Source organism: Polyangiaceae bacterium (assembly GCA_015075635.1).
GTDB lineage: Bacteria > Myxococcota_A > Polyangia > Polyangiales > Polyangiaceae > JADJKB01.
The window spans coordinates 1,506,696-1,526,081 of the sequence record JABTUA010000003.1 but is presented as its reverse complement, the minus strand read 5'-3'; the positions used below and the strand labels follow the sequence as shown (position 1 = coordinate 1,526,081).

General features: G+C 70.7%; 13 protein-coding genes. 2 read left to right on the top strand and 11 right to left on the bottom strand.

Annotated features, from left to right (window positions below; genetic code table 11):
- Positions 1-4 precede the first annotated feature (4 nt).
- Positions 5-481, top strand: a complete 477-nt coding sequence (locus tag HS104_37405; GenBank protein ID MBE7485635.1) for a YHS domain-containing protein — start codon at positions 5-7, stop codon at positions 479-481.
- Here HS104_37405 and metH read toward each other — a convergent pair.
- From metH to HS104_37370, 7 genes are all read right to left on the bottom strand, one after another.
- Entirely contained in the window at positions 447-4,190 is a 3,744-nt protein-coding gene (gene metH, locus HS104_37400) for a methionine synthase (GenBank protein ID MBE7485634.1), read from the bottom strand. The two genes, HS104_37405 and metH, sit on opposite strands and share 35 nt — an antisense overlap.
- Positions 4,187-5,122, bottom strand: coding sequence for a metalloregulator ArsR/SmtB family transcription factor (locus tag HS104_37395; protein ID MBE7485633.1), 936 nt, complete (start codon positions 5,120-5,122; stop codon positions 4,187-4,189). Before HS104_37395 ends, metH begins: the two co-directional genes overlap by 4 nt.
- A gap of 106 nt (positions 5,123-5,228) precedes the next feature.
- A complete protein-coding gene (locus tag HS104_37390; protein MBE7485632.1) occupies positions 5,229-5,609 on the bottom strand; it encodes a hypothetical protein in 381 nt (126 codons plus the stop codon).
- Positions 5,609-6,886 carry a UDP-N-acetylmuramyl-tripeptide synthetase gene (murE, locus tag HS104_37385; GenBank protein ID MBE7485631.1) on the bottom strand — a complete coding sequence of 426 codons (1,278 nt, stop codon included), beginning with the start codon at positions 6,884-6,886 and terminating at the stop codon, positions 5,609-5,611. Before murE ends, HS104_37390 begins: the two co-directional genes overlap by 1 nt.
- The gene (locus HS104_37380) at positions 6,883-8,862 is read right to left on the bottom strand and encodes a serine/threonine protein kinase (GenBank protein ID MBE7485630.1); all 1,980 of its coding nucleotides are present in this window, start codon (positions 8,860-8,862) and stop codon (positions 6,883-6,885) included. The genes murE and HS104_37380 overlap by 4 nt, the downstream gene beginning before the upstream one ends.
- Before the next feature lie 83 nt (positions 8,863-8,945).
- Complete coding sequence (locus HS104_37375; GenBank protein ID MBE7485629.1) at positions 8,946-10,013, bottom strand: DUF2786 domain-containing protein; 1,068 nt, start codon at positions 10,011-10,013, stop codon at positions 8,946-8,948.
- A 50-nt stretch (positions 10,014-10,063) separates the two neighbouring features.
- Positions 10,064-10,435 carry a hypothetical protein gene (locus HS104_37370; GenBank protein ID MBE7485628.1) on the bottom strand — a complete coding sequence of 124 codons (372 nt, stop codon included), beginning with the start codon at positions 10,433-10,435 and terminating at the stop codon, positions 10,064-10,066.
- A 119-nt stretch (positions 10,436-10,554) separates the two neighbouring features.
- Here HS104_37370 and HS104_37365 point away from each other — a divergent pair, with 119 nt between their 5' ends.
- Positions 10,555-11,847 (top strand): S1 RNA-binding domain-containing protein, encoded by a 1,293-nt coding sequence (locus HS104_37365; protein MBE7485627.1) that lies wholly within the window; start codon positions 10,555-10,557, stop codon positions 11,845-11,847.
- Here the strand turns inward: HS104_37365 and HS104_37360 are convergent.
- Genes HS104_37360 through HS104_37345 form a run of 4 tightly spaced genes read right to left on the bottom strand, consistent with a single transcriptional unit; the run spans position 11,844 to position 19,280 of the window.
- Positions 11,844-12,215, bottom strand: coding sequence for a DUF814 domain-containing protein (locus HS104_37360; protein ID MBE7485626.1), 372 nt, complete (start codon positions 12,213-12,215; stop codon positions 11,844-11,846). The genes HS104_37365 and HS104_37360 overlap by 4 nt on opposite strands.
- A 6-nt stretch (positions 12,216-12,221) precedes the next feature.
- Positions 12,222-13,469: a DNA polymerase IV gene (locus HS104_37355; protein ID MBE7485625.1), complete on the bottom strand. Its 1,248-nt coding sequence runs from the start codon at positions 13,467-13,469 to the stop codon at positions 12,222-12,224.
- A gap of 52 nt (positions 13,470-13,521) precedes the next feature.
- The gene (locus HS104_37350; protein ID MBE7485624.1) at positions 13,522-14,529 is read right to left on the bottom strand and encodes an NAD-dependent epimerase/dehydratase family protein; all 1,008 of its coding nucleotides are present in this window, start codon (positions 14,527-14,529) and stop codon (positions 13,522-13,524) included.
- Between the two features lie 50 nt (positions 14,530-14,579).
- Positions 14,580-19,280 (bottom strand): AMP-binding protein, encoded by a 4,701-nt coding sequence (locus tag HS104_37345; protein MBE7485623.1) that lies wholly within the window; start codon positions 19,278-19,280, stop codon positions 14,580-14,582.
- Positions 19,281-19,386: the final 106 nt, after the last annotated feature.

Sequence of the window (19,386 nt, the reverse complement as noted above, 5' to 3'; positions counted from 1 at the left end):
TCCCATGGCCCGTTCGTCGCGCTTTCCGGCCCTCGTCGCCATCATGCTGTCCGCTTGCGCCGTGCTCGCCTGCGAGAACGACGCACCCAAGGCCGAGCCGGTGAAGCCGGCGCCGGCCGCAAAGCAGGCGCCCGCAGCGGCGGCTCCCGTGGCCGCCGCCGCGAACCCCCAAGCCGGCGCTTGCGGCTCGCCGGAGGAGGCGCAGAAGGAGCAAGGCGGCGGCTGTGGCTCCATGGCCAAGGCGGCCGCGCCGGGCGGCTGCGGCTGCGCGGGTCACGACACGGGCAGCGCCGACAAGCCCGTGGTGCCCATCACCGAGGCGAAGCTCGGCGACCGCACGCGTTGCCCGGTCACCAACTCGGTGTTCGTGGTGAAGACCGACTCGCCGAAGACCGAGCACGCGGGCAAGACGTATCACTTCTGTTGCGAAGGGTGCGTCACGCGCTTCAAGCAGGACCCTGAGCAGTTCCTGGAGAGCTGAGCGCCGGCATCGGGGCGCTCGAGGCCAGCTCGCTCGGCTCGTAGGACAGAGCCGGGTGCAGCCACTCCTCGATCTGCGCCACGCTCACACCCTTGCGCCGAGCGTAGTCCTCGACCTGATCGCGACCGATGCGCCCGACGTTGAAGTAGCGGGCCTCCGGGTGCGCCAGGTACAGACCGCTGACGCTGGCCGCGGGCAACATCGCGAAGCCCTCGGTGAGCGTAATGCCGGCGCGGCCGGGCTCGAGCAGGGAGAACAGCTTGACCTTCTCGCTGTGGTCCGGGCACGCCGGGTAGCCGAAGGCGGGGCGAATGCCGCGGTAGCGCTCGTCGATCAGGTCCTTGGCCGTGAAATGCTCGCCCTTGCCGTAGCCCCACTCGCGCCGCACGCGCTCGTGCAGGTACTCGGCGAAGGCCTCCGCCAGGCGGTCGGCCAGGGCCTTGACCATGATGGCGTCGTAGTCGTCGAGCAACTTCGCGAAGTGCGCGGCGAGCTCCGGCTCGCCGATGCCGGCGGTCACGGCGAAGGCGCCGACCCAGTCCTCCACGCCGCTGCCCATCGGTGCGACGAAGTCCGCCAGCGAGCGACACGGCCCGGCGTCGTGCTTGAGCTGCTGGCGCAGCATCGAGAACCGGCACAGCTCCTGGCGCCGCGCGTCGTCGCGGAACAGCACGATGTCGTCACCGTCGCTGGCCGCGGGCCAGAACCCGTACACGGCGTTGGCGCGCAAGAGCTTCCCGGCCGTGATGCGCTTGAGCAGGCTCTGGGCGTTCTCGTAGAGATCGCGCGCCGCGGCGCCGTATTGGGGATCGCTGAGCACCGAGGGGAACTTGCCGGGCAGCTCCCAGGCGGTGAAGAAGAACGTCCAGTCGATGTACTGGGCGATGTCGAGCAGCGGTTGGTCCATCAGTACGCGCGTTCCGGTGAAAGCCGGTCGCGGCACGCCCGCCTTCTCGTGCTCGATCTTCGGCCGCCGCGCCCGCGCGTCCGAGAGCGAGAGTAGCGGGCGCTGGAGCTTGCTCTGGTGGATGCGCCGGAGCTGCTCCTGGTCGGCGCGGTTCTTGACGGCAAAAGCCTCGCGCGCGTTCGGCTCCATCACCGACGCCACCACGTTCACCGCCCGGGAGGCGTCGAGCACGTGGACCACCTCGCCGGAGTAGGCCGGCGCGATCTTCACCGCCGTGTGCTGGCGACTGGTGGTCGCGCCGCCGATCAGGAGCGGTAGCTTCATGCCGCGCCGCTCCATCTCGCGCGCTACGTTGACCATCTCGTCCAGGCTGGGCGTGATCAGGCCCGATAGACCGATCAGATCGGCCTTCTCGCTCACGGCGGCGTCCAGGATCTTGTCGGCGGGGACCATCACGCCCAGGTCGACGACCTGGTAGTTGTTGCAGCCGAGTACCACCCCCACGATGTTCTTGCCGATGTCGTGGACGTCGCCCTTCACCGTCGCCATCACCACCTTGGCGTGGGGCGTGCTGGCGACGCCGCTCGCGAGCTTTTCGGCCTCCATGTAGGGCTCCAGGTGAGCGACGCCGCGCTTCATCACGCGCGCGCTCTTCACCACCTGGGGCAGGAACATCTTGCCGGCACCGAACAGGTCCCCGACGGTGGCCATGCCCGCCATCATCGGACCCTCGATCACGTCGAGCGGGCGCGCGAGCTTCTGGCGGGCCTCCTCCACGTCCGCCTCGATGTGATCGACGATGCCGTGGACCAGCGCGTGGCTGATGCGCTCCTCGACGGAGAGCGCGCGCCAGGCCTGGTCCTGCTCCTTCTTCTTGACCGTGCCCTTCACGGTCTCGGCGATCTCGACCATGCGCTCGGTCGCGTCGGGCCGGCGGTCGAACAGCACGTCCTCGACGCGCTCGAGCAGGTTCTTCTCGATGTCCGCGTACACCGAGAGCTGGCCGGCGTTGACGATGCCCATGTCCATGCCGGCGGCGATGGCGTGGTAGAGGAACGCGGCGTGGAACGCCTCGCGCACCGGGTCGTTGCCGCGGAACGAGAAGCTGAGGTTCGAGACACCGCCGCTCACCTTCGCGCCGGGCAGCTCGCGCTTGATCCGGCGCGTGGCCTCGATGAAGGCCATGGCGAACTGGTTGTGGCCCTCGATGCCGGTCGCCACCGCGAAGATGTTCGGGTCGAACACGATGTCGTGGGGGTCGAAGCCGGCCTTCTCCGTCAGGAGCTGGTAGGCGCGCCTGCAAATCGAGAACTTGCGCTCCGTGGTCTCGGCTTGCCCCTCCTCGTCGAAGGCCATGACCACCACGCCGGCGCCGTAGCGTCGGACCAGCTTGGCCTTCTCCAGGAAGTCGGTCTCGCCCTCCTTCATGCTGATGGAGTTCACGATGGACTTTCCCTGGATGCACTTGAGGCCGGCCTCGATCACGCTCCACTTGGAGCTGTCCACCATGATCGGGACGCGACAGATCTCGGGCTCGCTGGCCACCAGGTTCAGGAACGTGGTCATGGCCGCTTCGGAGTCGAGCATGCCCTCGTCCATGTTGATGTCGATGACGTTGGCGCCGTTCCGCACCTGTTCCACCGCCACCTCGAGCGCCTTCTGGTAGTCCCCCGCCTTGATCAGGTTCGCGAACTTCTTGCTGCCGGTGACGTTCGTGCGCTCCCCCACCATGATGAAGTTCGACGAGGCGTCGATGGTCAGGACCTCGAGCCCGGCATAGCGGGTCGCCTGCGTCACGCTCGGCACGACCCGCGGGGCAACGCCCTTCACCTGCTCCGCGATGGCGCGGATGTGCTCGGGGGTGGTGCCGCAGCAGCCGCCGACGATGTTGAGGAGGCCGTCCCTGGCGAACTCGCCGAGCAGCCCGCCGGTGTCCGCCGGCTTCTCGTCGTACTCGCCGAAGGCGTTCGGCAGCCCGGCGTTCGGGTAGCAGCTGGCGAGCACCGGCGCCGAGCGCGCGAGCTCCGCCATGTAGGGGCGCATCTCGCGGGCACCGAGCGCGCAGTTCACGCCCACGGAGATGGGATCGGCGTGCGCGACGCTGGTCCAGAAGGCCTCCACCGTCTGGCCGCTGAGGGTGCGCCCGCTCTTGTCGGTGATGGTCACGCTGAGCATGATCGGGACGCGTAGCCCCCGCTCCTCGAACACGTCCTCGATGGCGAAGATCGCCGCCTTCGCGTTCAGCGTGTCGAAGATGGTCTCGATCAAGAGCAGGTCCACGCCGCCGTCGAGCAGAGCTCGCACCTGCTCGGCGTACGCGGCCTTGACCTGATCGAAGCTGACGGCACGAAACGCCGGCTCGTTGACCCGCGGAGAGAGGCTGAGCGAGCGCGTCGTGGGACCAAGGGCGCCCGCGACGAAGCGCGGCCGATCCGGGGTCTTGTCGCTGAACTTCTGCGCGGCGCGCTTGGCCAGCATCGCCGCCTCGACGTTCAGGTCGTACACGACGCTCTCCAGGTCGTAGTCCGCTTGCGAGATGGCCTGCGCGCTGAAGGTGTTGGTCTCGATGATGTCGGCGCCGGCCTCCAGGTAGCGATCGTGGATGGCGGCAACCACGTCCGGCCGCGTCAGCACCACCAGGTCGTTGTTGCCCTTGAGCTCTTTTCCGTGGCGCTCGAAGCGCCGGCCGCGAAAGTCGGCCTCGGTGAGCTGGTAGCCCTGGATGGCGGTGCCCATGGCGCCGTCGAGGACCAAGATGCGCTCGCTCGCGAGCTTCCGAATCAGACTGGACGTGTCGGTCATTGAACGGGTCTCTTCTCCGCAAACGCGGTGATGACTTCGAAATACGGTCGCGTGCGCTCCCGGGAGGTGACGCCGCACTCACTGACGAAGAGCCCTGCCTGGCGGAGCCAGCGCCGGAGCTCGACCACGTCGAACCCGGCCTGGACGTGGCCGTAGGCGGCGGTGACGTCGCGATGGGAGTGGGCGGCCAGGGTGACCAGCGCGAGGGTGCCGCCGGAGCGGAGCACGCGCGCCGCCTCCGCCAGCACCCGCGCCGGGTGCTCGGCGTAGGTGAGCGTGTTGAACAGCAGCACTTGGTCGAAGCTCTGGTCAGTCAGGCCGAGCGCGTGCATGTCGCCGGCGACGACGCGCACGTTCTGGTGACGGCGCAGTCGCGCGCGCGCGGCCTCCACCACCCGCTCGCTACGATCGACGCAGGTCACGCTCTTGGCCCGGGGAGCCAGGACCTCCGCGATGGCGCCATCTCCCGACCCGACGTCGAGCACGTCGCCAAGGCGCACGAAGCCGAGCAAGCTGCGCGCGGTCGCTTCCCAGGTTCGTCCGGGTGAGTAGTGTCGCTCCATCTCGCCGGCGATGGAGTCCGGCCAGGACGACGCGCCCGACGCGCGCAGGCGCTCGCGACGCGCGCGGTCCGTCTCGAGCAGCGTGTCGTCGAGATCCGAGCGCACGAGCTCCCATACCCGGCGGGCCTCGCCCGGCATGGAGGCGTCGTTCAGCACGTACTTCGTGGACGCGCCGACCCTGCGATCGCGGAGCAAGCCGGCCTCGCGCAGGCGCCCGAGGTGGGTGGAGACCCGGGACTGCGGCAGCTCGGTGATCTGGGTCAGCTCCGCCACGCTCAGCTCCTCGTCGCTCAAGAGCGCGAGCAGCCGCACCCGGGTAACGTCCCCGAACAGGTGCAGGAGCTCGACGGTCGAGTCGACGGATGGCATATCCGTCTATCAGGATGACCGGATATTGGGCCTCGGGTCAAGCCGCGGGCGCAGAAAAGCCCGGAGGCTTGCGGCCTCCGGGCTGCCTTCTGGCGGGCTTTCCCGGCTACTTCTCGCCCGCAGGGGGCGGCGGCGGCGTCCCGCCCTCGCCGGCCGGCGGCGTCCACCCTCCGGCAGGCGGGGTCCAGCCGGGGGGAGGCTGCCAGCCCGGAGGCGGCTGGAACCCGGGCGGGAACGGGAACGGCGCTCCGGCACTCGGCTGCGCAGCGGGCGCGCCGGGCTGCGCGCCAGGCTGCGCAGGGGGACCGGCCTGCGGCGCCCCGGGTTGCGGCGCGGGCTGCGCTGCCGGTGGCGGCGCGCCCGGCGGCGGCTGCCCCGGCGGTGGTTGCTGGTTGCGCGGCGGTCCGCTCTCGACATAGCAGCCCGCAGCGCCGACCAGGCCGGTCAGCATCGCGGCGGCCAAGAACCTCTCACGATCGATCTTCATCACCCATCCTGCCTTTCGAAGCGGTCACGACACGCGACACGCGCGACTTCCGCGTCATCGAACGGGAAAGTGCTCTGCCCGATCCACTGCGTCGTCTCGTGACCCTTTCCCGCGATCACGACGATATCACCCCGACCCAGCTCGGCAATCTCGATCGCCCGGCGGATCGCCAGGCCTCGGTCGAGCTCGGTCGTCAAGCAAACCTCTCTATCTACCTGTCTACGGCCTCGGGCCGCGCCTCCTTCCCCGGCCGCCCCGGCGACGATGGCTCGGGCGATCTCCGCCGGGTCCTCGTCCCGGGGATTGTCGCTGGTGACGATGACGTCGTCGCACCAGTGCGCTGCCACCCGGCCCATCTCCGCGCGTTTTCCCGGGTCGCTGCCCCCGCCGCAGCCGAACACGCAGACCACACGCCCTGCTCCGGCCAGCCGCCGCGCCAGCTCGAGCGTGCGGTCAAGGGCGTCGGGGGTGTGTGCGTAGTCGACCACCACTGCCGGATCGCCGAACACCCGTTCGAAGCGCCCGCGCACGCCGGCGAAGCTCGCCAAGCCCCGGGCGATGACTGGCGCCTCGTAGCCGAGGGCGTGGGCCGCCAGCGCCGCCGCCAGCGCGTTGTCGACGTTGTGCTCGCCGACCACCGCGAGCGACAGCTCCCCGCCCAGCGCGCCCGCCAGCTCACCGGGCTCGAGCACGGCGCGGGTGCCGGCACGTGTCACCTCGACCCGCGCCGCCGCGAGCGCGAGCGGAAGCGCTGAACACTCCGGGACGATTCGCGAGCGCTGCCCGGCGTAGGCGAGCCGCCGGACGCCTTTCGGCGTGACCTCGTCGAGCAGCGCGCTCGCCGGATCGCAGGCGTTGAGCACGGCGCAGCCGTCCGGGGGCAGGAGCATGAAGAGCTGCGCCTTGGCGGCGAGGTAGTGCTCCGGATCGCCGTGGTAGTCGAGGTGATCCCGCGACAAGTTGGTGAACACCGCGACCCTCGCGGGCCAGCGGTGCGCGAAGCCCTCCGCCAGCGCCCGCGACGTGGTCTCGAGCGCCAGCGTGCGGATGCCTGCCGCGGCGCCGAGCTCGATCGCGCGCGCGAAGGCCTCCAGCGTCGGCCCCTCCACCACCGGCTCGCCCGAGACCCAGGCGCCGAGCGTCGTCACTCGGGCGTGCGGCTCCCCGCTCGTGGCCACGATGGCCTCGATCATGCTGGTCGTGGTGGTCTTGCCGTTGGTGCCGGTAACCGCCGCGGTCGAGAACGCAGAGTGCAGATCGAGCCGGACCTCGGTCATTCGAAGCTCGGCGCCGGTCGGCTCTCGGCGGCCTTGGTCGCCTCCGCGAGGCCAGTGCCGGTGCGCAGGCAGGCGAAGCAATCGCCGAGGCCCAGGAAGCCGCAGCCGCTCCTCCCCGAGAGGCTCTTCAACTTGCCGAGCGAGCGCGCGTCGGCGGACTGCTTCGCTCGCGGCAAGAGCTCCTTCAGGTTGGGGCAGGTCTTGGCCTTCGAGAGGTCGAGCGCGACGAGCAGCGCCGGCGACGCTTTGGCCCGAATCGCCGGCCCGTCCAGCACGCCCTTGGCGATGCGCGTCACCTCCGCCTGGTCCTTGTTGCCGCGCGTGGAGCTCCAGACGTCGTACGCCAGATCCGCACCGCGTGAGCCCAGGTGCGCGAGCGCCAGCTCGAGCGCCTCCCCGGTCGTCGCCGAGCTCAGGGCTGCGCGGCGCACGTCGCGGAGCAGCTCTGGCTCTTTGGCCAGCGCGGGCTCCAAGGCCAGCGCCTTCTTGTACGCGCCAAGGCTGGGCTTGACGTTGCCGACGACGGAGTGGCCTCGCGCCAGGGCCTTCCACTCCGCTGCCGAACGACCGGAGTCCGGGCGCTCCTGGAGCTTGCTGATGGCCTCGCGGTCCCCCGCCGAGGCGCGCTGGATCAGCACGTCCGTGTCGTCCCGCGGCACCGCCGCCGTGCGCGCGCTGCCCGACGCCGCCGGGCTCGACCCCGACGCGGAGACCCCGCTCGCGACCAAGAGCCCGAACACCACGAAGAACAGGAACCCCGTGAGCGCCACGCCGACGCCGGCGAGCGCCCAGAGCGGGACCGGCTGGCCGCCAAGGTTCACCGGCTTCTTCAGCACTGGCGCCTTCGCGAACAGCGGGCCCAAGAGCTGGCTGATCGGGCTCGGGCGCTTCGCGACGGCTTCCGCCTTCGCCGCGGAGAGCCGCGCCATGTCTTCCCCGCTCAGGCTCAGCACCGTCTCGCCGTACGCAACGTCGCCGCTCTGAGCCGAGGTCGCCACGCTCGCGCTGGTCGGCGACGGCGTGACCGGCGCCATGGCGCTGAGCGGAGACGAGCCGATGGCCACGGCGACGCACGCCTCGACCCGCGCCAGGACTTCCGCAGCGGTCTGCGGGCGCTGGTCGGGATCCTTCGCCAGGAGCTGCATCACCAGCGACGCGACATTGGGGTCGATCTCCGGAGGCAGGAGCGGCGGGTCCGCGGTCATCTGACGGGTGAGCACCACCACCATGTCGTCGTCGGCGAACGGCGTCCGGCCGGTGAGCATCTCGTAGAGAATGACGCCGAGCGTGTAGAGATCGGCGCGCGCATCCACCGGCGTCCCCGCGGCCTGCTCCGGCGCCATGTACTCCGGTGTGCCGAAGACGCTGCCCATCTGAGTGAGCTGGCTCTGTGCGTCGCCGAGCTCCACCTTCGCGATGCCGAAATCCAGGACCTTCACGAAGTAGGCGTCGCTGTCGCGCTGGATCAACATCACGTTGTCGGGCTTCAGATCGCGGTGAACGATGCCCGCCGCGTGCGCTGCCGAGAGCGCGTCGGCGATCTGCCCTGCTACGTGCACGGCGATGTCGGGACGGAGCGGGCCGCCCTCGTCGAGCAGCTGGCGCAGGCTCTTGCCTTCGACGTACTCGAGCACCAGGTAGAACGCGCCGTCCTCGAGTCGGCCAAAATCGGTGGCGGCAGCGACGTGGGGATGCTCGATGCGCGCCGCCGCGACCGCCTCCCGCTCGAAGCGGGCGACCACCTCCGGCAGGTAGGTCATCTCGCGGTGCAGCACCTTGACCGCCACCACCTTGCGCATGTGCACGTGCTCGGCGAGGTACACCGCGCCCATGCCGCCCTGACCCAGCTCCTTGTCGATGCGGTAGCGCCCGGCGAGCAGCTCGCCGACGAGCGAACGCTCCTCCGACGTGCTGCCGGCGGCGGCTCCACCCTTCACGACGTCCGGCGCCGCGCCTTCACGCAGGGTGCTGCCCAAACGCTGCCTCCGAGAAGTCTTCCACGCGGGTCCCGAGGCATTGTGGCGAGCCCAGAGGCGCGCGTCGAGCGGTCAGATCCGGGCTAGCTCCGCCGGGCGGAAGGCAGCAATTTCGTGCTGCTACCTGGACCGCTCTTGACCCCGCGGTGCAACACGATCTGCCCGCCGGCCTCGCGGCCGTGTGAGTAGGCGTCGGAGCGCTGCCCACACGAGTAGCGGGTCCAACGGATTCGCGGGTGACGGTGCCGGAAGAAGCGCTCCAGATCCCCGTCGCCGACCCAGACGAGGCCCTCTGCTCGGTGCTTCTTGCTCTCGCGGGCGAGCTTGTCGCGGAACCCGGCCATCACCCCGGCGATGAAGGTGCGGCGCTCTGCGTTCGCGCCCAGGCGGCGCGCCCGCCGGTAGTCTCGCCACATGCGCTCCGAGGTCTGGAGCAGGAAGCCGTGCACGTACTCCGCGAGCTCCAGGTTCTCCAGCGTGCCGCAGATCTCGAGCACGCTGCCGCGCTTGCCCTCCAGCGCCCGCCACACCGGCACCCAGATGACCTCGACGAAGAAGTGGTCGCCGATGATCGCCGCCAGGATGCGCTCGTGCTCTGCCACGCGCCCGCTGGGCTTGCCGAGGTGGCGGTACGAGTAGACCACCCCGTTCCGCCGCGTGACGTTCTCGATGTTGTGCTTGAGCATCAAGCGCTGCGCAGCCGCCATGGCGGCCTGCGCCTCGTGCTCGTTCGGGCTCTCCGCCAGGGCCAGGAGCTTCGCGACGCGCTCGAGCATACGGTGGTCGGCGGCTCGGGAAGGCGCGGCGCTTGGCACGCCCGCCGCGCTCGCGTCGATCCCGCGCTCGGCGCAGACCTGGCGGAAAGCCGGGCCGTGCGCCGCTTCGAGGCTCGAGCCCAGGACCTCGTCCACGAACTGGTGCGCCATCTCGTGCTTGAGCACCTCGACGACCACCCCCCAGCCGTGGCGCGCGAGCAGGTCTCGCGAGAGCCACAGCGTGCGCTCCGGCGAGGACCAGCGCCCGAGCTGGCCGAGGCCGTCCAAGAACGACAGCACCGGGCGGCGCAGCTGGCGCCGGAAGAACGTCGCGTTCAGGTCCTCCCAAGCGTCACGCACGGCCCGGAGCGCCAGGCGCTCGAGCTCGGCGGACATGCGGGGCAGCTCGGCGTTCGAGTCCACCGCGGAGTCTTCTCACGAGAGGGCTACTTCTTCAACGTGCACTTCACCGTGGCCTTGAACTCTGAGGCCGGCGAGCCGCGGTAGGTCACGACGTCGCGGCTCTCGCCGGCGGGGACGCTCACCTCGAGCGTCTCCTCGCTGACGTCGGTGCTGACCGTACAGTCGGCTTCTCGTTCGCAGCCGTTCTCGATGCTGACGACGTGGTCGTAGCCGCTGCCGGAGAAGATCGCCTGGCTCTGGACCTTGACGCAGGGGGGCACCGGCGGCGGCGGCTTGGCGGCGTCCGGACCGGCGTCCGCGAGCGGCGCCGGCTCACGCTCCGGTGCGGTCGGCCCCGAACCGAAGTAGAGCGGCAGCGCGACCGCTGCGAGGACACCGAAGACCGAGAGCTGCATCGGAGAAACCATGCGCCGCGCGCCCCGATCCGCGCAAGTTCGCGGCGTTCGGGCGGGGTGCTCGCCGGGGAAACCCACGGCTTTGCAGGCCCTGGCCGGGGTGGCATGCTCCGCGCCCCATGAGCAAAGAGGACTTCGCTTCCTTGATGGAGGCTTCGGTCAAGGCCGGGCGCGGCACCGGCCGCCGGCTGAAGACCGGGGAGGTCGTGGAAGGCACCGTCGTCCAGATCAGCGGCGACAGTGTCTTCGTGGACGTCGGCGCCACCAAGGAAGCGCGAGTCCCACGCAGCGAACTCGAGGACCGAGAGGGCAACGTGCGCGTGAAGGTCGGCGACAAGCTGCGCGCCACCGTGATCGATCTGAGCGCCGACACACCGCTCTTGGCCACTGCCCTCGGGCGCACGGGCATCGACCTCGGCCAGCTCCAGACCGCCCTCGAAACCGGGACGCCCGTCGCCGGCAAGGTCACGAAGGCGGTCAAGGGCGGGCTCGAGGTGGACGTGGGCGGCGTGCGCGCGTTCTGCCCGGCGTCGCAGGTCGAGCTGGGCTACACGGCGGATCTCGCGCCCTACGAAGGTCAGACCTTCGAGTTCAAGGTGCTCGAGCTCAAGGACGGCGGGCGCTCCGTCGTGCTCTCCCGCAGGGCACTGCTCGAGGTCGAGCGGCGCCAGCGCGAAGACGCGCTGCGCGAGACCTTGGTGGTCGGCATGGACATGGAGGGGACGGTCAGCTCGACCTCCCGCCACGGCGCCATCGTGGACATCGGCGGCATCGACGGCTTCGTCCACCTCTCGGAGCTGGCTCACCGACGGGTGGATCGCGCCGAGGACGTGGTCAACGTCGGCGATCGCGTGGCCGTGCGCGTGCTCGCGGTGGAGCAAGGCGACAAGGGCCTGCGCGTGCGGTTGAGCATGAAGGCGCGGGCGGACGCCCCGGAGGCCCCGGTGATTCAGGTGGACGAGGTGCTCGACGCGGTGGTCGTCAAGACCACCGGCGGCGGCGTCATCGTCAGCACGGCCAAGGGCGAAGGCATGGTACCGATGAGCGAGCTGGGGCTGCCGCCGGGCTCGGATCATCGCCGCGCTTTCCCCGCCGGGCGTGCGCTCAAGGTCGTGGTCGTGCAGCGCGACGCCGCGCGGGGTCGGCTGCGCTTCTCCGCGGTCGGCGTGGCTCGCGTCGAGGAGCGCAAGAACTACCGCGACTTCGCCGGTGGAGGCGGAGCTTCCCTCGGCAGCCTGGGCGACGTGTTGCGCAAGAAGCTCGGGTTGCCGGAGGCGCCACCCGAACCTCCCGCCGAGAGCGGGAGCGCGGCGCCTGCGGTCGCCGCGGCAGCACCGACCGCGGCGCCGGTGGCAAGCCCGCCGTCGGAGCGCCGACCCGATCCCGACGGCGTGGTGCGGCGCAAGCGCTAGAGCTTCTCGGGACACACCTTCAGGCGCTTCTCGCGCTGGATCTGCACCAAACCAGCGGGAGCACCTCGCGGCTTGGACACGTCGGACGCGCGGCACACGTGAACCTCCACTCGGCTGGCGTTCCGGGCCTTGGAGTACCAAGCCGCCACGGCCGCAGCCTTCTCGATCACCTCGCGGGGCACCTCGCGGCGCGCCGGGTTCTTGATCACGACGTGGCTGCCGGGCGTTCCACCGCCGACGTGCAGCCACAGATCGTGCGGCTCGGCGATGCGGAAGGTGAGCTCGTCGTTCTCTTCCTCGCCGCGCCCGATCAGCACCTGATAGCCGTCGATCTCGACGCTGCGGTAGGGACGGCCCTTGCTCGCCATGCGGGCTCAGTCTGCCACGGGTGGTCGCTTGACGCGCGAGCGTCGCACCGCTCCCGCCAGGTGCACCGAGTCGTAGCCGAACTTGGTGCGGACCTGGTCCATCAGCTCGCCGACCGGTCGCGGCCGCTCGAACGGCAGGCGCAGCTGCTCCGGGTCTTCGGGACCCACCAGGCCGGACAGGGCGACGCCGAGCAGGCGGATCGGCAGCTTGCGCGTCCTGCCCTCACGGAAGAGCTCGGTCACGGTCCGCAGCACGAGCGCTTCGTCGGCGGTCGGTTCGACGCTGCGCGAGCGCGTGATGGTGTGAAAGTCCGAATAACGCAGCTTCAGCGTGATGGTGCGGGCGCGGATTTCGCGTTTCCGCGCGCGCCAGCACACCCGCTCCGAGAGCCAGAGGAGCTGCGCCAGCACCTTCGTGTCGTCGCGCAGCGTGTCGAAGAAGGTGCGCTCGTTGGAGATGCTGCCGACGCGAAGGCCTACTGGATCGTGCTCGGTGAACGCCGGGCGCTCGCGGGCGAGCGGCGCGCGGCTCCCTGCGCCCTCGATCTCGCGGAGGAGCGAGCCGCGCACGCGCGCGTAGCGCTCCCGAGTCGGACCGGCGGGCAGGCTTGCCAGATCGCCCAATGTGAGGATGCCGTCGGCGGCCAGGCGCACCTCGGCCTTGGGTCCGATGCCGGGCAGCTTGCGCACGGGCAGCGGCAGCAAGAACTCGCGCTCGGTGCCGACCGGAACCAGCAGCACGCCGGCGGGCTTCGCGCGCCCGCTCGCGACCTTGGCGATGACGCGGGTGCCGCCGATGCCGGCGCTGGCAGGCAGGCCGATCTCGTCGCGGATGGACCGGCACATCTGGCGCACGGTGCGCTCGATGGCGTGGTCGCCGTCCTCGTCGGGCGCGCGCTGGTAGAGCCGATCGCAACCGGTGAAGTCCAGGTAGAACTCGTCGATGCTGGCGGTGCGCACCTCGGGACAGAAGCGCTCGATCACCGCGCGCACACGCTTCTGGTATTCGCCGTACACGCCGTGGCGCGTCGGCAGGAACACCGCGTCCGGCGGCGCGAGCCGGCTGGCGTCGCGCATCGACATGCCCGAGCGCACGCCGAAGCTCCTCACTTCGTAGCTCGCGGCCGTCACCACCCCGCGGGAGCCGCGTGCGCCGCCGACCACGACGGGCTTGCCCTCGAGGCTGGGATCGAACAGGCGCTCCACGGACACGAAGAAGGTGTCCAGGTCGAGGCAGCAGATCCGCGCAGGCATGGCGGCACTGAACAAAACTACAGTACTTCAGCACCGCCTGCAACGCGAAGTATCACAATGAAAGCGAGGTCTTCGGCGACGCCACGCCGCGTTCGACGAGGTCGGCCACCGTGTCTCGCAAGGTCTCGCCGGGGTCGCGGGCGACCCAGCCGAGCTCTCGCTCCGCCTTCTCGCTGGAGCAGTACCAGAAGTACTGCGCCATCTCGACGCTGGTCTCGTCCACGGGCGGCTCGCCGCCGATGGCCCTGACCGCGCGCGAGAACAGGCCGTTCAGGCCCAGGGCCAGCGGGCGCGAGCTGGGCAAGCGCAAGCGCGGCGCGCTCACGCCGGTGAGGCGCGACAGGCGCTGGAAGAACGCCGCGAGCGTGAGGTTCTGCGCGTTGAGCAGGTAACGCTCGCCGGCGCGCCCGTGCTCGAAAGCGAGCAGCATGCCGAGCGCCGCGTCGCGCGCGTCCACGAAGGCCAGGCCTCCCGCGGGAACGGCTGGGACGGCGCGCTCCAGGAAGCGCACCACGTCCCCGGTGGAGGACTCGTGGAGATCGCCGGGGCCGAGGAGCAGGCTCGGGTTCACCACCACGACCTCGAAGCCGGGCGGGGAATTCGCAGCGAGCGCTTCACGCTCGGCGTAGTACTTCGATCGGTAATACGGCCAGCGCGCGATGAGATCCATCGGAGCCGAGTCTTCCTCGTCGGCGATGCGCGTCGAGTCTTCGCCGACGGCGATGGTGCCGCTGGTGCTGGCGTAGACCACGCGCCGCACGCCAGCCTGCTCGAGCCCGGCGAGCGCCGCCCGCGTGGCGACGACGTTTTGCCGGAAGAGCTCCTCGGCATCCGCCGGGTCCCGTGAGACCTTGCCGGTGCAGAGGAACGCGCCGTCGCACCCGCGAGCGCTCGCGGCGACTGCGCTCGCGTCGCCGACGTCCAGGGCCGTCACGCCTTCTCCGCCCCGGCGCGAGATCGCGACGACCTCGTGGCCGCGGGCGCGGAGCAAGTGCGCGAGGTGCGAGCCCAGAAAGCCGGTGGCGCCGCCCACCCAGAAGCGGCGCCCCGCTTGCTCCACGGCGCGCGCGCTCGGCGGCGTCGAGCGCCGGCCGTTGCCGTTGCTCCGGCTCACGCCTCACCTCGGAGCTCGTCGCTGGGGCTGTCGAGCCGGAAGGCGCGCTGGAACACCATCAGGAGCTCGATGTTGTTGCTCTTCACGGCGCCCGAGATGAACTCCTGGGGGCTCGGCGTGTAGGCCTCGCGCACGATGCGCCGGAACATCCCCGGCGTGGTCTTGAGCACGCAGTCGGCGCTCTCGACGGCCTTGCCCGGGGTCACCTGGCAGCGCTCGGGCTCGATGCGCAGCGTCCAGCGCTCGCTCTCGCCCAGCGAGAAATAGAAGCTCACCGGCTCCTCCACGGCGTTCGGCACGAAGCGCCGCTCGAGCTCGCCGAACACCGGAGCCAGCGAGTCGTCGTGCTCCGACTCGGGCAGCGCGTCGAGCGAATCGACCTTCGAGATGTCGAAGATCTCCCCGCGCGACAGCGCGGTCACGGCTCGCCTCGCGAGGTCGGCGACCACGCGGGAGGCTTCGCTCGCGCCCTTGCCGCGGGTCAGTCGTTCGAGGTCGTGGCTCTCGAGCGGCGGGCCGATGCGGGCCGAGACGTCACGTCGGCGCAGGAGCGTGACGCCCTTGGGCAGCGCAGCAAAGGTCCCACCCAGGTAGAGCGGCAAGATGTCCACGCGGTTCTGAAGCGCGAGGTAGCCAACCGCGCTCTTGAACTCCTTCACCTCGCCGTCGGGGCTGCGCGTCCCCTCCGGGAAGATCAGCAGCGTCTTGCCTTGCTCGAGCAGCTCCGCGGCCTGGCGCAAGCTCTGGCGCAACGAGCCGCTGCGCGACATCGGCACCAGGTTCGTCAGGTTCTCGAAGTAGGCCTTGCGCCAGCGGTTGCCCTCGAAGAAGTAGTCCTGTGCCGCGAGCGAGACCAGCCCGTCGCCGTAGCTGCCCAGCGCGTATTTTGCCAGGCCCATGTCCAGGTGGCTCGCGTGGTTCGCCGCCACTAGCACGTTGCGGTTGTGGGGGATGAAGGCGCGGCCGGTGACCTCGGTGTGCAGCACGCGGTCGTAGAAGCCCATCTGCGCGCGGCCGAGCCAGTGCATGGCGGCCTCGCGCATCGGCGGCGGCAGCGTGAGCGGCTCTTCGTCCAGCGACTCGATGCTCGCGGTGCGCGAGGCGCGACGGCCCGCCCGAGTCTCGCGCACCAGCGCCTCGGCGTCGCCGATGGTGACGCAGGCGTTCAGGCGCTCGGCGTCCACCGAGCCCCCCAGCTGCGCCTCGAGCGCCACCAGGAGCTCGAGCAGCATGAGCGAGTCGAAGCCGAGATCGGCGCGGAGGCCCATGCCGGGGTCGAGCGTGCCCGGCTCGCGCCGGGTGATGGCCGCCACGGCCGCGCGCACGCTCTGAGCGGGGCCGTCCAGGTGGCTCGCGTCGCGCAGCCGTGGCGGTCGCTCCGACAGCGGCGCCACACGCTCGATCAGTCGCCGCACCTCGTTGCGCTTCACCTTGCGTGTGGTGGTGCGCGGCAGCTTGGCGTCGAGCAGAGTGACCAGGGCGGGTCGCTGTGAGGCCGGGAGCTTCGCCAGGGCCTTGTCCAGCGACCTCTTGGCGAGCTGGTGCCGCTCCGCCCGGGGGACGCCGTCGTCCTCCGCCGGCACCGCCACGCAGGCCACGCGCTCGCCGCCCCGCGGGTCGTCGATGCCCAGGATGGCGAGCTCCGCCACGTGCTCGACGCTGCCGAGACGCGCCTCGACGTCGTCCGGGTACACGTTCTCGCCGTTCGACGCGACGATCACGTCCTTGGCGCGGCCGACGATGACCAGCTGCCCGTGTTTGTCGAGCTTGCCCAGGTCGCCGGTGTGGAGCCAACCGTCCGCGTCGATCACGCGGCGCGTGCTCTCTTCGTCGTCGGAGTAACCGAGCATCACGTTCGGGCCGCGGGCGAGCACCTCGCCCACGCCCTGGTTGTTGGGCTCGTGGATGCGGATCTCGACGCCGGGGATCGGCTTGCCGACGTGGCCGGCGCGCGCCTTGGGACCGCCGGACGCCACCGTCAGCACCGGGGAAGCCTCGGTGAGCCCGTAGCCCTCGGCCAGGTGTAGGCCGAGGCCCGCGAACAGGTGGTGCGTCTTCTCGGGCAGCGCGGCGCCGCCGCTGACCAGGTAGCGCAGGTGACCGCCCAGGCCCTCGTGCACCGGGCCGAACAGCAGCTTGCCGGCGTCGATGCCCAGGGACTTGCCGAGCGAGCGGTTCAGCTCCACCGCGACGTCGAAGACCTGCGACGCGAAGCGCCCGCGCTCGGCGACCTTGGCGCTCACGCGTCGCTCCAGCATGTCCCACAGCGCAGGCACGCCGATCATGGCGGTGATGCGCCCGCTCTTCAGGCCCAGCTCCAGGCGCTCTGCGGTGAGCTCGTCGAGGTAGACGATGCGCGCGCCGCGCGAGAGCGGCAGCAGCATGCCGCAGGTCAGCTCGAAGGTGTGGTGCAGCGGCAGCACCGAGAGCACACGATCGCCCTTGCCGAGCGGGAAGAGCGGCGCCAGCGACGCGACCAACGCCGTGAGGTTCGCGTGCGACAGCATCACGCCCTTGGGCACGCCGGTGGTGCCGCTGGTGTAGATCAACGCCGCGACCTGATCCGAGCGGGGCTCCGCGGGCTCGGCGAGCGGCTCACCCGGCCTCGATGCCTGCCAAAGGTCCATCCAGGCGAGGTCCCGCGACGCGAGCGGGCGCACGCGCTCGGTCACGGCGTGATCGGCCAGAAACAGCTTGGCGCCGGAGGCCTGGCGCAGGTTCTCGACGACGTCCGCCTCGACGCCGGCCTCGAGCGGCACCACGGTCGCGCCGGCGTACAGGACGCCGAAGAACGCGATCGGCCACGCCGGGTGGTTCGACCCGGCGAGCAGCACGCGATCGCCCGGCGCCACGCCCTCCTCGCGCAGACGGGCGGCGCAGGCGAGGGCGCGCTCCTGCCAGTCGCGGAAGCTGATGCGCGACAGGCCCGCGGACTCCGTGCGTTGCAGGGCCACCGCCAGCTCGAAGCGATCGGCCATCTCGTCGAGCAGGGCGGTCAGCGTGGCGTGCGGCTCGGGCGCCCGGCGCGGGCGCTTGAGTCGGTCGTCGATCTGCGGGAACACCCATCTTTCGAGGGCGGGGATGTGGACGTCCAGGAACCAGCTGCGCCAGTCGATGCTCTCGGGCTCCCAGAAGATCTTCGCGCGGTCGCCGTCCGAGAGGCGCGCGTAGGCCGCCCGCGTATTGTCGCAGCGGAACACGTAGTCGTAGACGGCGGTGAACGGCACGAAGGCACCGAGCACGTCGCCGACCTTGCGCTGCCCGTCGGCGAAGCTCTCGAGCGCCTTTGCCGTGGGAGTCAGCAGCGGCGCCGCCGGTCCGATGGCCGCCTTCTTCAACAAGCGCGCGGCGAGGCTCACGCCCTCCGCGATCTTCTTCGGGCCGTAGGCGTCGAACTGCTTGTCGTCGAGCAAGGCGCCCTCGAAGTGCGCCTGGAGCGCGCTCAGGATGGGCCCGCCACGCCCCGTGCGCTGGTAGTACTTGCGCTTGTAGAGGCCCGACAGCTCGAAGGCCCGGCGCATGGTCATCGGGTTCGTGTCGCTCGAGGCAAGCTGGTAGACGGGGGGTTGCGTGCCTTCGAGCAGCTCGCCGAGCGCGAGCGTCATGCCGCCGGCGACCATGTCGCAGGGGATGATGTCCAGGTAGTTGTCGCCGCCCGGGATCTGGGTCTGCCCCTCGCGCAGCGCATAGATCAGCGGCGCGCTGGTGTTGATGCCCTCGTTCCAGCCGGGAAACGGGAACTTCACCGTGCTCTCGACGATGGCGGGACGCACGATGGTGTGGGGCAGCGCGGAGGACGCGACGATCTGCTCGCCGATGGCCTTGGTGTACGTGTACGTGTTGGGGAAGCCCCAGAAGTTCGCGCGCTCCATGCCCATCTCGGCCAGCCGCGCCTCGACGAACTTGCGCTTTACGCGCTCGATCTCGGCCTCCAGCGAGCTGCCGCGCGCGGGCTCTCCGCGGCTCGCCAAGTTCTTCTTGGCCTCGTCCAGGAAGCGGCTCTGCCGGAAGGCGTCGCTCGAGCGATGCCGCGCCTGCTCGATCACGTCGAGGCACTCGGCGATCTCCCGGTCCGGCTCCCAGTGCGCTCGCTCCAGCTCGCCGGCCCGGGGGAACGGGTGCTCGCGCGGATCGAGCTCCTCGATGAAGCCTGTGCGCGCGCCGGCGACGAAGCAGGTGCTGGTGTGCAGGAACGGCACGGAGCCGAGGTCCCGAGCCAGCGCCACCAGGTTCTGCACGCCGAAGGCGTTGACCTCGAGCGCCTCGTCCAGCGGCGGGTCGAAGTCCACGACACCGCTGGCGTTCACCACGGCGTCCACGGAGCCACGCAGCTCGTCGCGCAGCGAGGCGTCGAGGCCGCAGAACGGCTGCACCACGTCGCCGCCGACGGGCACGACCTTCTCGCGGATGAAGGCGTCGAAGCCCGGGCCGTGGCGCTCCCGGAGCGGGGCCATCAGCTCGCTGCCGACGACGTCCTTCCAGAAGCGCTGCTCCGCCGTCTGGTTGCCGCGCGGCCGCACCACCAGGTGGATCCGCTCGAGCGCCGGGTAGTGGTAGAGCAGGAACGTCCACCAGACCTTGCCCAGAAAGCCCGTGCCGCCGACCACCACCAGCCGGCGGCCCGAGAGCACGCGCCCCAGGTCGAGCGGACTCGGGCTGGCGGGAGCTCTCGGAACGATCGGCGGGTGCTTGGGCATGCGTAAAGGGTCCCTTCGGTCACCCATGCCGGCGCGGGAGTCAAGGCTTGCTGCGTCGCGTCGTCCCGGTGCCGTAACCCGCGAGTGCTCCGCGGCGTAAAGGGCG